We start from the raw sequence: 12,381 nt of genomic DNA on the forward strand, positions 1-12,381 counted from the left end.
AATGGCCTAAGCGAAAGACAACCCATCGAGTCAAAGCAATAATCACGCCACATCTATTCTCTGTAGACATGACGCCCGGCCGACGGCATTCAGTGCATTCACGTTCGTACAATGAATGCATCGAACGCAACTTGGGAACTTCCTTGGCCATGTTGACGGTAGGCAATCCGCCGGACGACGCGCACCTGCATGGCGGGTGCACTCCAACGTCGCCTCCGAGGCCATAAAACCTGATCCTCATCCTACGACACGGCGCCCTACTCTGCTGCGCAAGTAACCGTCGTCAAACCATCGGAGCACCCATGAAGCCCGCCCAAATCGAAGCCTTCTTCGCCACACTGAAAGCCGCCAACCCCATGCCGGTAACCGAGCTCGAATACACCAGTGTGTTCGAGCTGCTCACCGCTGTGTTGTTGAGCGCGCAGGCTACCGATGTGGGGGTCAACAAGGCGACGCGCAGGCTGTTTCCCGTGGCCAATACACCGCAGGCGATTCTGGATCTGGGTCTGGAGGGACTGGAGTCGTATATCAAGACCATTGGCCTGTACCACAGCAAATCCAAACACCTGCTGCAAACCTGCCGCATGCTGGTGGACCTGCACGGCGGCAAGGTGCCCGGCACCCGAGAGGAGCTGCAGGCCCTGCCCGGCGTAGGCCGCAAGACGGCGAACGTGGTGCTGAACGTGGCCTTTGGTGAACCCACCATGGCTGTGGACACGCACATTTTCCGCGTAGGCAATCGGACGGGGCTGGCCCCGGGCAAAACGCCGGAGCAGGTGGAGCAGCAATTGCTCAAACGCATTCCCGCGCCTTACATGGTCGATGCCCACCACTGGCTGATACTGCATGGCCGTTATGTGTGCCAGGCCCGCAAACCCCTGTGCTGGCAATGCGGTGTTTTTGCCCAATGCGGCTTTGGCGATAAGACGCCTGCACCAGCGAACTGAGCCGCGATGACCCAATCCATACGCTTCACCCTGTTGTCCCTGCGCGACCTGTTGGTCTCGGCCGGCCCCTTTGTTGCCCTGGCGGTGGTACTGCTGGCCCTGGCCTATTGGTGGCTGGACCCCAACCCGCCCAAACGCGTGACCCTGGCGACCGGCCCGGAACAAAGCGCGTACGAGGCCTTTGGCAAGCGTTACGCCACACTCCTGGCCAAGGACGGCATCACCGTGGAACTGCTGCCGTCTGAAGGCTCGGCAGACAACCTGCGCCTGCTACGCGAAGGCAAGGCCGATTTTGGGTTTGTGCAAGGTGGCACGCGTGAGGCCGATGGGCCGGACGATGCCGATCTGGAGTCTTTGGGCAGCCTGTTCCTGGAGCCGGTGTGGCTGTTTTACCGCGAGGCCGCGGCCCCGGCCACCACCACACCACCCCACACCCTGGAATCACTCACACAACTCAATGGCCTGCGCGTCAACGTGGGCACACCCGGCAGCGGCGTGCCCAGCCTGGTGCGCAAACTGTTGGACAGCAACCGGGTGGACCTGAGCAAACTGACGCTGTCCGAGCTGGAGCAAACGCCCGCCACGGTGGCCTTGTTGGGCGGTGATCTGGACGCCATCGTGTTTGCATCCGCGCCCGAATCGCTGATGGTGCAGATGCTGCTGCAAACACCGGGTATCAAGCTGATGGACTTTGCGCAGAACGAGGCCTACTCCCGCCGCTTTGCCTTCCTGAGCCCGGTCCTGCTGCCGCGCGGTGTGGTCGATCTGGCCAGCGACGTGCCACCGAGCAACGTGCGCCTGGTAGCCCCCACCACCACGCTGCTGACCCGTGCCAGCACCCACCCGGCCCTGCTGCAATTGTTCGCACTGGCGGGCAACACCATACACGGCAGCGCCGGCTGGTTCAAACGGACCCGCGAGTACCCCAATGTGCACAACAACGAGCTGCCGGTGGCGCAGGAGGCCGAGCGCAGCATCCAGGGCGGTGCGCCGCTGCTGCAGCGTTACCTGCCCTTCTGGGTGGCCAACCTGGTGGAGCGCATGTGGCTGGCCATGGGTATTATTCTGGCGGTGCTGCTGCCGCTGTCGCGCGTGGTGCCGCCGCTGTATGCGTTCCGGGTGCGTTCGCGCATCTTCCGCTGGTACGCGCAACTGCGCGCGCTGGAGGCACGGGCCGAAGACTGCACGGACACCGCGCCCCTGCTGGACGAACTCAACCAAATGGACCGCCATGCTGAGAAGATTGTGGTGCCGCTGTCCTACACCGATGAGTTGTATTCGCTGCGCAACAACATCCAGCTGGTGCGCAAGAAACTGCTGCAGAACAACAACACAGCGCGACAGTAGGCGGCCTGCTCAGTAGCCCGCGCCGCGCACCTGCAGGAAGTAGGAGCCCAGGCTGCCCATGTTCTGAATCACGCCGTCGGGGCCCATGTAGTAGACCGTACCATTGCGCGTGCCCACATAACTCCGGGTGCCGGAGTAGTAGCGGTAGTAATAACCCTCCAGCGTGCCCGACACGGCAGCATTGGGTGACAGGTATTGGGCATACACGGCCTCGGCCCAGTTGAAGGCGCGGTTGGATTCAGCGGTGGTGGCCGTTCCATACAACACGGCACAGCCATTGGCGTCATCACCACGCAGGGTGATCATGTAACTGGTCGAATGGTAGGGGCTGGCATACATCACCGAGGCCGGCACATCCGAGTGGCTCAGGCCCAGCGCATGGCCGATCTCGTGTGTCATGATGCCCTCCAGCTCAGTCATGGTCCAGAACTGCGCAGTGTTCATCACGATGTCGGCGTCGATGTAACTTGAACCTATCCACCAGCTCTTGGTCACCGCCGAATAGGGTGCGTTGTCACCTTGCAGCAGGCCCCAGCCGAAAACGTTGACCTGGTCCACGGAGGACGCAGGGCCATCCAGGTTGGGCAAGGTAGACGTGAGACCCAGGTAGTTGAACGTCACCCGGCACATGCCGCTCCAGCGAGTCGCCGCACGCTGTATGGCTGCTACCACCTCAGTGGTGGACAGATTGGAGGGCTGGTTGAGCGGGTTGTAGTACCAGTTGATCTGGCCACCCGCCCACGACTGGAAGGACGAGCCCAGCACGTACTGCGGACTTTCTCGCTCACCATGCAGTGGGGAGCTCTTGAAGTCCTGCGCATGACTGGCCGCCGCCGCCAACAGCAGGATGAAACAGTTCAGGTGGCGCATAACACGGTATTGGAAAGAGGTAAACCCATTATTGGGCAAATATCTCCACCGCGCCATGGCCACACTGACCGCCTAGTACCCCCAGCTGGTGACCCAGGGCGAGTAGTAGTCCAGGGTACCCACGTCGTAGATGAGCCCGGTAGGCCCCATGAAGTACACCGTGCCGTTGCGGCTGCCCAGGTAGGTGTTGGTGCCCGGGTAGTAGCGGTAGTAGTAGCCTTCAAACGTGCCCGACACCGAGGGGCCGGGCGCGATGAACTCGGGGTAGGCTTCTTCGGCCCAATTGAAGGTCCGGTTGGAAGTTGCGGTATCGGCTGCGCCATACAAGGCAGCACAACCCTTGGCATCATCACCTCGCAACACGCGCATGTAGGCAAAGCTGTTGTACGGGTCAGCCGACATCACGGAGTCCACGGTGTTCGAATGCTTGATGCCGACCATATGCCCGATCTCGTGCGTCAGCACACCGTCGAGCCGCTGAGCCGTCCACGGAATCGGCATGTCGGTGTTGATGGCGATGTCCGCGTCCAGCAGTACGCCGCTGTTTGACCACGAATAGGTAATGGCCGCCGCATCACTGTCCTCGCCTTTGAGCAGGTCCCATCCCACCACGTTGCGACGGTCAACCGCAAAGGAGTCTTCGCCACCGTAAGGCCGGTTCGTTGTGGTGCCCATATAGCGAAAACGGACGTTGCACATGCCACTCCAGCGATCGGCCGCAACCTTGATCGCATTGACCACCGTTTCGGTGCTCAGACTAGCAGGCTGGCTGGTGGGGTTGTAGTACCACAAGACCACGCCGAGAGGCCATTTTTGTTGGGTAGTGCCCAGGACGTAGTTCGGGGTTTCCCGGTCGTCGGGCATGACCCTTGCCTTGTGGTCATTGGCATGGCTGGAAACGGCGCACACGAGCAGCACCGCAGTGGTTATTATTTTGCGCATTTTGCGCTCTCCCTGTCAGAACGAAAGGCGCGATGCTAGCACGGCCTACAGGTCCAACTGCTGCCATTCTCCCCACGCGGGAGCGGTCTTTGGCCATGCGCTGGCATTGCGTATTTGCCGCTGCCCTTGCGCCAACAGCGTGGCCGCGCGAATGACCCCTGCATGGGTGATCCACACCGTGGGTTGCTGCAAGGCCCGGGTTTCGTCCCACACGGCGCCCACGCGGCGCATGACGTCGGCCACGCTCTCGGCGCTGCCGCAGCGCCAGGTGTCAAAGGCGGCGGTCCAGCCGTCCAGCTCGGCGCGGGGGATGCTGTCCCAGCGTTGGCCCTCCCATTGGCCGAAGTCCATCTCCACCAGTCTGGCATCATGCCTATAAGTCAAATCAGGCCGTAGCCCCCGTAGAACCTCAGTGAGCTGCTCACATCTTTGTAGCGGTGACGACACCACGCAGACACCCTGCGGCAATACGGCGGCCAGGCCCTGTGCAGCCTGCTGTGTGGCCGCGGGGTCTGCAGCGATGTCGCTGGCGCCATAACACATGCCGGCCTCCACCAGCGGTTGGGCGTGGCGCACCAGCCAGAGCTTCATATGGCCAGGGCCAGGCCCAGGTAGAAGGCGATCTCACACACCTGCTGCGTGGCGCCTAGGCCATCACCGGTGAAACCCTGCAGGCGGCGCCACAGCAGGCGGCCCATGTAGACAAAGGCCAGGCCAGAGGCCAGCAGCGCGACAGCCAATGGCAGCAGTGCCGCCCACGCCCCGGACCCAATAACTCCTATATTCATAGCAACCAATGCAGCAAATACGGGGGCTAGAGCAACAAAACACCAAATGCCTGCCGCCACCAGACTACCGGTGCTGATCTGGTCCGCCAGGGGTTTGGACTTGGACCCCGCCGCATCCCCCACATGGGGCATCAGCCGGATCAATAACAGCGGCCAGGTGCGCGACACCACATGGGCCGCAAAGATGCCCAGCAACATCCACGGCGGGCTTTCCGAACCAATCAAAGCCAACAGCGACACCTTGGCCAGCAGGGCCAGCACCACGGCCAGCACACCAAAGGCGCCCACACGCGAGTCTTTCATGATGACCAGGGCCCGCTCGCGGTCGCTGCTGCCACCCAGGCCGTCGGCCACATCGGCCAGGCCGTCTTCGTGGAAACCGCCGGTGACCATCACACTGAGCACCGTGCCCAGCACGGCCGCGACCAGCGGCGTAAACGGGCTGGGTGGCAGGCAGGCCAACAACACGGCGGTCAGTGCCGCCACCAGCAGTCCGACAACCACACCCACACCCGGAAAATGCGCGGCGCTGGCGCGCAGCATGGCCGGGCTGTAACCCACCCAGTCCGCCAGCCGCCCCGTCACCGGGATGCGGGTGAAGAACTGGATAGCCAGCAGGAAGTGGCGAACGGTCTGGACCATGGGGTGGATTGTTGGTGCAGGGATCAGGCCGTGTGCGCGGGTGCGTCAGACTTTTCTGACACACCGGCCGACGCAAAGCTGGCCATGTCGCTCAGGATGGCGCAGCTGGACAACAGCAGCGGCCAGGCCAGTGCCGCGCCAGAACCCTCGCCCAGGCGCAGGCCCAGGTCCAGCAGAGCCCGCACGCCCAGGTGCTGCAGCATGAACTCGTGGCCGCGTTCGCCGGAGCGGTGGGCAAAGATGCAGCGCTGCAGCACCAGTGGCTGCAAGGCGTGGGCCACCAGCACGGCACTTGTGGCGATAAAACCATCGACCACGATGACACGGCGTTCGGCCGCGGCCTGTAACACGGCGCCCACCATGGTTGCAATCTCAAAACCACCCAACGCGGCCAATACATCCAGCGGGGCCTTGGCATCTGCATGGCGGGCCAGCACTTCGCGCAGCACCTCAGTCTTGCGCAGCACGGCAGGTGCGTCCAAGCCGGTGCCCGCGCCGGTGCATTGCGCAATGTCCAGCCCCGCCAGACGCGCGAGCAGCAAAGATGCGGCCGACGTATTGCCAATGCCCATTTCGCCCAGCAGCAGCGCATTGCCGGGCAGGCCTTTGACCAGGTCCACGCCGTGCTGCAGGGCCTCCCCACACTGGGCAGCAGTCATGGCGGCCTGTGCGGATGAGTCTGCCGTGCCCTGCTCTGCCCCTTGGGCCTTGCGCACTTGCAAACCTGGGCGCTGCGTGCCCGCCGCCAGGCCGGCCAGAAAGTCGTGTTTGACACCGCAGTCCACCACCGTCAGCGCAATGCCGTTTTGCAGCGCCAACACACTGACGGCCGCACCACCGGCCAGAAAGTTCTCCACCATCTGCCATGTCACATCGCTGGGAAAGGCCGACACGCCGCGCGCGGTCAGACCATGGTCACCGGCAAACACCACCATTTGCGGCTGCTCCAGCACCGGCTGCTCCGTGCCTAGGATCTGGCCGATCTGCAAGGCCAGGTCTTCGATACGGCCCAGGGACCCCAAGGGCTTGGTCTTGTTGTTGAGTGTGGTTTGCAGGGCCTGGGTCAAGGCAGCGTCGTGGATATCGGCCAGTTGGGGGATGGGAGTGTTCATGGTGTGGGACAGGTAAAGAATGGAGGACAGAAAAAATCAGGGCGCAGGCGGCGCAACACCGGCCCAGTTGCTACACGGCTGCGCCGCGGCACTGGGGTAGCCGGCAGGGTCCATCAGCGGCATCAGTGTGGGCGACAAAACCTTCAGCAGTTGCACCGGCAAGGCGCTGGTGAAATCGTAATCGGCCGCCTGCGGGCCGTACACATAGGCGGTGATGCTGCCAAAGAAACGTTCACCGATATTAAAAACAAAGGTGGCCGAACGGCTGACCACGCGCGAATCCAGCAGTTGGCCCTGGCCGCCAAAGGTCTCGTACCGGTGGTCGCCGGTGCCGGTTTTTCCGCCCACTGCCATGACCGTGCCATCCACGCGCTTGAAGACATTCTTGACACGCCGGGCCGTGCCCTCGTCCACCACATCACGCACCGCGCCCAGCGCGGCCTGGGCCACCTCGGGTGCCAGCACCTGTTCACTCGCGCCACTGTGGTGTTGCAACACAGCTTCGTACGGCGTGCTGGACGCAAAGTGCAGCGCCGCGATACGCTGCGTAGGCTTGCGCAGGCCACCGTTGACGATGATGCCCATGAGCTCCGCCAGTGCCGCGGGGCGGTCAGCCGACGCGCCCAGTGCCGTGGCATACGATGGCACCAGCGAGCCGAACGGGTAACCCATGCGTTTCCACTGGCGGTGGATCTCCAGAAAACCCTCCACCTCCAGCAGGCTCAGGATGCGTTTGTCCTGCGCGGGTTTGAGTTTGCTGGCAAACAGCCACTGGTAGACCACCTGGCGTTCGGCTGCGCTGGCGGCCACCATCTGGGCCTGCGTAGCGCCGGGGTTGGCACGCAGATAAGCCACCACCCACAGTTCCAGCGGGTGGACACTGGCGCTGTAGCCCCGGTCGGCCAGCGACATCTTCTCGGGCCCATACTGCGTGTACAGCACGGCCAGGCGCTCGGCCGTCACCTCACGCCCCTCGGGCAGGTTTTCTTTCAGGAAAGCGCCCAATTGCGCCTGTGTGGCCGTAGGGGCAATGGTGCGGAAGATGCTGCTCAGGCGCACCGGTGTGGGCCGCACGTTGTGCAGTAGCAATTCCTGCGCCTGCTCGGCCGTCTTGCCCTGGTACTTGGCGACAAAGCGGTTGATGAACTCCTTGCCTTCGCGGTCGGCAAAACGGCTCAGGTAGTCTGCGCGCCGTGGGTCCTTGCCATCTTGCAGCAGTGTGGCAGACGAGCCCGGCACCTGGAACATGTAGTGGTGCACCACGTCGCGCAGCAGGCGCACAAAAACAAGGTTTACCGAGTGGCGCAGGCCCTCACGCACGGTCACGATACGGTTGTTGTCCTCGCGTTTAAAGTTATTAAAGGTGTGTAAGCCACCGCCGGTGTAGAAGCTTTCATCCGGGTTGGCGGAGTATTTGCGATCCAGCGCGGCCTGCAACAGCGTCGGCAGATCGGCAGATGGGTTTTGTCCCAGGTAGTCCAGCACCCAGCGCGAGAGTTTGTCCTTGGGGTCCAGCACCACCTGCCCACGCGCGGCGGCGTCCATGGCGCTGTAGCGCTGGTGCAGGCCGGCCATGATGTCCAGGTAGGTCACCAGCGTGCGCAGCTTGGCGGTAGAGCCCAGGTCCAGCTTGGCACCGGCATTGATGTCCAGCGGCTGGTCGTAGTTGTCGGTCTGCAAGCGCAGGTAGTTGGTGTCTTCACCGCGCTCCAGCAGAGTAAAGCTGTAGACCACCTGGGCCGGGTCGCCATTGCCCAGCAGACCCTTGCCCGTCAAACCGGCTGCCTTGGCCACCTCGGCGTCGCGCAACTGGCGCAGCACCGTGGTCACGGCCTCTTGCGTCTGACCGTCCAACGTGCTGACCGCGCCCAGGTCCAGCCGGTCCAGGCTGTAAAAATTGGGCACACCCAGCAGTCCCAGCAACTGGCTGCGGATGGCGGTGGAGGCCTTGCGGCTGACGAACGATGGAGCGGGAGCCGGCACGGGTGCCTGGCTCCTGTCGCCCAGCTTGACCGCCAAGGCCGCGTCGCGCAGCGCGTCAGAAATCACCTCTTGGCTGGCCAACAGGCGCAGGTGGCTATCGGTCAGATCTTCCAGGTCACTCTGGGGGTCGGCCAGGTAATAGGACGGTCGCCGCTGCGCAATGACCAGGCTCAGTGCCTGTTTGTAGGCCAAGGCCTGCTCGGCCGTCGGCTGTGCGGCCGCAGCGGCCGCATGCAGCAGCGCAGTCGCCTGCTCAAAATCGCGCCCGTACCAGACCCACAGGCCGTCCCCCATGCCATTCACCTCGCCAAAACCGGGGCGTGCGGACAGGGGCACCGTGTTGAGGTAGTCCAGCACCAGCTGCTGGCGCGCCGCAGTAGTGTCCTGGCCTGGTTGATAAGCCCGCACCGTGGCCGATGCCATCTGGCGCAGCTTGTCGTGTAACGAGGCCGTGCGCCCATCGGGCGAATGCCGGTACTTTTCGATCTGGGTCGCCAGTGTGCTTCCACCGGGCGTGCGGCCATCGGCACCAAAAACCTGGCCCACGTGTTCAAACAGGGCGCGGCCCAGGCGACTCCATTCCACCGCCGGGTTGCGCAGCGGGTAACGTGGGTCCAGCAGCTCCCGGTTTTCGATGAACAACAAACTCTTGACCAGCAGCGCCGGGGTTTGTGCAAAGCTGGGGTAGCTGCGCTCCGGGTACTGCACGGCAAACAGCGGCTGCTTGCGGCAGTCATACACCGACAGACCCTGCTGCGTCTTCTCGCGGTAGGGTGCAAACAGGCCCTCATCAATGCTATCCACCATGGCCGGTGTCATGCGCGCCTGGGCGCTGATCTGAAAATCCTTTGCCTGCAGCCGGCCCAGATAGTCCGGCATATTGGAATAACCCATGCGCTGGTCATAAGGTCCATCAGCCGGGTAACGCACTGCTGCGGCCGGAGTGGGACCGGGCTGCAGCGCAAAGCCCATACGCCCAGCCCATTCGGCAAAATACTTGGCCTGCCATTGCGAGGTGCGCATTTCGTGCCAGGCCAACTGCCCCACGATGACCAGCAAAGCCAGCAGCACCAGCAGTACAAACCAGACGATGACACGCCGCGTGGTGAACGGCGCTTTGTTCAAGGTCGGCCCCGCGCTGGCAGTCGCGCCATACGGCGGCAATGGTGTCGCTACCGGCTGTGGGGCACGCGGGCGCTTTTTGTCGCGGTAACCCGCAGCACCAGCCGCCCTGCGGCCCAGCGAACGCACCGCATGCAGGTAGGTGTTAGGGTGGCGCCAATGCGTTTTTTTACTCATACCCGGGCAATGAGGCGCTCCAGCAGCTGGGGTGCAAAGTGTTGTTCGATGTAATCCGCCAGACCATCAAAAACGGTGTCCAAAGTGGGCACCGGTCCATTGAGCTTAGCGCCAAACAATGCCTGCAACACTTGCGCATCCTCAAACAAACCGTGCAAATACACACCCATCACATTGCCCGTTGCGTTTTGCCAACCCAGACCATCCGGCAACACGACGCGCGCCACATCCCCCGCCGCTGCCATGGCCACATGCTGCTGCGTTTGACCATGGTGGATCTCGTAACCGCTGACCGACACGCCAGCAAGGGTTGCCCAAGGCGACAGCGATGGCGCACCAGCGCCCAAGCCGGAGGGGCCCGGGCTGGGGGCCGATTTGTGCGCGTTTGGCACCATGAGGCCCCCAGCCCGGGCCCCTTCGGTGTGCGAAAGCCCATCAGCGTGCGCGGAAAAATCATCAGCAAACCGCGTCGTTGTATGCCTAACCGTCTTGTCCTCCGCAAACACCGTCACCAACGGCAACAACCCCAAACCGGGTGCATTGCCATCAATGCCATGGGTATCAATCAGCGCCTCCCCCAGCATCTGCAAACCGCCGCAGACCCCCAACACCGCCCCACCCCGCCCGGCATGCTGCGCCACCGCCGCATCCAGCCCCTGCGCGCGCAGCCAGGCCAGATCACCACTGGTGTGTTTGGAGCCCGGCAGGATGATCCAGTCTGTCGGCTTGAGGCTGGCAAGTTCGCTGGGGCTACGTACCCACTGCAGACGCAAACCCGGAATGTTCTTCAGCGGCTGGAACTCATCCAGATTGCTGATGCGCGGATAGGCCACCACGGCCACGGTCAGTTCCACCGCCCCCTTGGCCACACTGCGGTCATCAAAGACACCATCTTCTTCCGGCAGCCCATGGTGCCACCACATAGGCAGCGTGGCCACGGTGGGAATACCGGTTAAATCCTGCAGCATCTGCGGCGCCGGCGCCAGCAAGGTGGCATCACCGCGGAACTTGTTCAGCACAAAACCCTTGATCAAGGCCCGCTCGTCCTCTGGCAACAAGGCCCAGGTACCGTACAGGTGGGCAAAGGCACCACCGCGGTCGATGTCAGTCACCAGCAGACAGGCGGCATTGCAATGCTTGGCGACACGCATGTTGACGATATCGCTGCTGGAGAGGTTGATCTCGGCCGGAGAGCCCGCGCCCTCGACCACCACCACATCGTTCTCGGCACACAGGGCATCCAGCGCCGCGGCGATTTGCGGCCAGACCAGAAGGCTGCGGCCGCGCCAGGGCAAGGCCGTCAACTCGGCACTGACCTGGCCCATCAGCACCACCTGGCTGTGGGTGTCGCGCTCGGGTTTCAGCAACAAGGGGTTCATGCGTACATCAGGTACGGCATTGGATGCAAGGGCCTGGAAGTATTGGGCGCTACCGATCTCGCCCTGGCCGTTGTCAGAAGCGACCACACGGGCGTTGTTGCTCATGTTCTGCGCCTTGAACGGCGCGACCCTAAGGCCCTGGCGCGCGTAGTAGCGGCATAGGGCGGTGGTCAGCCAGCTCTTGCCGGCGCCGCTGGTCGTACCCAGCACCATCACACAACGGGCGGTCATGCGGATGTTGCGTTCTTTAGATAGACGTTGTCTTCGCGTAATTCTGCAAGATACATTTGGTGATTTCTTATCTGTTGTCTGCTATTCGGGCACGCAGCCTACTTTTTTCCAGCTTTGACGATTTCATCGCCGGGCAGCGCCGCAACATTGGGTACCGCATTTAAAAATGCATCAAAGTGCTCGCGCTTTCCCAAAGCGGCTTCTTGCCGCAGGTAATCCAGCGTCTGGAACGACGCCATCTTTTCCGCCGCCGCGCTGGCAATGAACTGGTTCACCGAAATGCCGTCTTTGCGCGCCAGCGCCTTAATGCTCTCGTGCACTGAGTTGGGTAAACGAATGGTCAATGCTGTCATGTCATTGCTCCTTCAAAAGGTTCAAAAAATCACCGGGCGTGATCGCTTGCACACCCAGCTGTTCACTACGGCGAAAGTCTTTAACGTTATGCGTCACGATGTATTGGCACCCTGCGGCCACCGCACACTCCAGCACCATGTCGTCATCTGGATCTTTCAAAAAAGGACGCCACAAAAAGTGAATGTCTTGCAAATGCGCCAGAGATGCCAAATACCGCACAAAGCCCATTGCAGCATCGGCGTCCAACCCGGGCGGCAAGTGCTCTGCCCGCGTCATAACGGCTTGCCATTCGGTATAAACCGCCACGGAAAGGCATATTTGGAACTTGGGATGCGGTAACGAAGCGATCAGCGCAAAGCTAGCGCCGTTGCGCGAGCGCGCAGCTGACACCAGCAACGATGTATCAAAAACAACTTTAATGGTTACACCCATATAACCATTATACCATTCCAGCTGCACCTTGCCAACGCTTGCAGACACCGGTGGT

Annotated in this window: 11 protein-coding genes; 2 read left to right on the top strand and 9 right to left on the bottom strand. The window is 62.4% G+C overall.

Translation table 11 applies throughout. From position 1 onward, the window contains the following. Nucleotides 1–302: 302 nt before the first annotated feature. Together nth and HZ993_RS04190 are read left to right on the top strand one after the other, a co-directional pair. Nucleotides 303–947 carry an endonuclease III gene (nth, locus tag HZ993_RS04185; protein ID WP_209396017.1) on the top strand — a complete coding sequence of 215 codons (645 nt, stop codon included), beginning with the start codon at nt 303–305 and terminating at the stop codon, nt 945–947. 6 nt (nt 948–953) lie between these two features. Then, nucleotides 954–2,294 carry a TAXI family TRAP transporter solute-binding subunit gene (locus HZ993_RS04190; RefSeq protein ID WP_209396018.1) on the top strand — a complete coding sequence of 447 codons (1,341 nt, stop codon included), beginning with the start codon at nt 954–956 and terminating at the stop codon, nt 2,292–2,294. A 9-nt stretch (nt 2,295–2,303) separates the two neighbouring features. Here HZ993_RS04190 and HZ993_RS04195 read toward each other — a convergent pair whose 3' ends face one another. The 9 genes from HZ993_RS04195 to HZ993_RS04235 all read right to left on the bottom strand — a co-directional run bounded on the left by HZ993_RS04195 (nt 2,304) and on the right by HZ993_RS04235 (nt 12,374). After that, the gene (locus tag HZ993_RS04195) at nt 2,304–3,164 is read right to left on the bottom strand and encodes a matrixin family metalloprotease (protein WP_209396019.1); all 861 of its coding nucleotides are present in this window, start codon (nt 3,162–3,164) and stop codon (nt 2,304–2,306) included. 72 nt (nt 3,165–3,236) lie between these two features. After that, nucleotides 3,237–4,106 carry a matrixin family metalloprotease gene (locus HZ993_RS04200; RefSeq protein WP_209396020.1) on the bottom strand — a complete coding sequence of 290 codons (870 nt, stop codon included), beginning with the start codon at nt 4,104–4,106 and terminating at the stop codon, nt 3,237–3,239. Between the two features lie 45 nt (nt 4,107–4,151). Then, nucleotides 4,152–4,697 (bottom strand): histidine phosphatase family protein, encoded by a 546-nt coding sequence (locus tag HZ993_RS04205; protein WP_209396021.1) that lies wholly within the window; start codon nt 4,695–4,697, stop codon nt 4,152–4,154. Then, nucleotides 4,694–5,536, bottom strand: coding sequence for an adenosylcobinamide-GDP ribazoletransferase (locus HZ993_RS04210; RefSeq protein ID WP_209396022.1), 843 nt, complete (start codon nt 5,534–5,536; stop codon nt 4,694–4,696). The genes HZ993_RS04205 and HZ993_RS04210 overlap by 4 nt, the downstream gene beginning before the upstream one ends. A gap of 23 nt (nt 5,537–5,559) precedes the next feature. Beyond that, nucleotides 5,560–6,648 (bottom strand): nicotinate-nucleotide--dimethylbenzimidazole phosphoribosyltransferase, encoded by a 1,089-nt coding sequence (gene cobT, locus HZ993_RS04215; protein WP_209396023.1) that lies wholly within the window; start codon nt 6,646–6,648, stop codon nt 5,560–5,562. Nucleotides 6,649–6,684: 36 nt separating this feature from the next. Next, the gene (locus HZ993_RS04220) at nt 6,685–9,930 is read right to left on the bottom strand and encodes a transglycosylase domain-containing protein (protein WP_209396024.1); all 3,246 of its coding nucleotides are present in this window, start codon (nt 9,928–9,930) and stop codon (nt 6,685–6,687) included. Further along, complete coding sequence (locus HZ993_RS04225) at nt 9,927–11,540, bottom strand: cobyric acid synthase (protein WP_209396025.1); 1,614 nt, start codon at nt 11,538–11,540, stop codon at nt 9,927–9,929. The genes HZ993_RS04220 and HZ993_RS04225 overlap by 4 nt, the downstream gene beginning before the upstream one ends. 98 nt (nt 11,541–11,638) lie before the next feature. Continuing rightward, complete coding sequence (locus HZ993_RS04230; RefSeq protein ID WP_209396026.1) at nt 11,639–11,893, bottom strand: toxin-antitoxin system HicB family antitoxin; 255 nt, start codon at nt 11,891–11,893, stop codon at nt 11,639–11,641. Nucleotide 11,894: 1 nt separating this feature from the next. Continuing rightward, nucleotides 11,895–12,374, bottom strand: coding sequence for a putative toxin-antitoxin system toxin component, PIN family (locus HZ993_RS04235; protein WP_209396027.1), 480 nt, complete (start codon nt 12,372–12,374; stop codon nt 11,895–11,897). Nucleotides 12,375–12,381 lie beyond the last annotated feature (7 nt).

The sequence above is a fragment of the Rhodoferax sp. AJA081-3 genome (genome assembly GCF_017798165.1).
Lineage (GTDB): Bacteria > Pseudomonadota > Gammaproteobacteria > Burkholderiales > Burkholderiaceae_C > Allorhodoferax.

Excerpts from the sequence above, each read along its gene's own strand:
- nth (WP_209396017.1), top strand. The coding sequence starts at position 303 with ATGAAGCCCGCCCAAATCGAAGCCTTCTTCGCCACACTGAAAGCCGCC.
- HZ993_RS04190 (WP_209396018.1), top strand. The coding sequence starts at position 954 with ATGACCCAATCCATACGCTTCACCCTGTTGTCCCTGCGCGACCTGTTG.
- HZ993_RS04195 (WP_209396019.1), bottom strand. The coding sequence starts at position 3,164 with ATGCGCCACCTGAACTGTTTCATCCTGCTGTTGGCGGCGGCGGCCAGT.
- HZ993_RS04200 (WP_209396020.1), bottom strand. The coding sequence starts at position 4,106 with ATGCGCAAAATAATAACCACTGCGGTGCTGCTCGTGTGCGCCGTTTCC.
- HZ993_RS04205 (WP_209396021.1), bottom strand. The coding sequence starts at position 4,697 with ATGAAGCTCTGGCTGGTGCGCCACGCCCAACCGCTGGTGGAGGCCGGC.
- HZ993_RS04210 (WP_209396022.1), bottom strand. The coding sequence starts at position 5,536 with ATGGTCCAGACCGTTCGCCACTTCCTGCTGGCTATCCAGTTCTTCACC.
- cobT (WP_209396023.1), bottom strand. The coding sequence starts at position 6,648 with ATGAACACTCCCATCCCCCAACTGGCCGATATCCACGACGCTGCCTTG.
- HZ993_RS04220 (WP_209396024.1), bottom strand. The coding sequence starts at position 9,930 with ATGAGTAAAAAAACGCATTGGCGCCACCCTAACACCTACCTGCATGCG.
- HZ993_RS04225 (WP_209396025.1), bottom strand. The coding sequence starts at position 11,540 with ATGACCGCCCGTTGTGTGATGGTGCTGGGTACGACCAGCGGCGCCGGC.
- HZ993_RS04230 (WP_209396026.1), bottom strand. The coding sequence starts at position 11,893 with ATGACAGCATTGACCATTCGTTTACCCAACTCAGTGCACGAGAGCATT.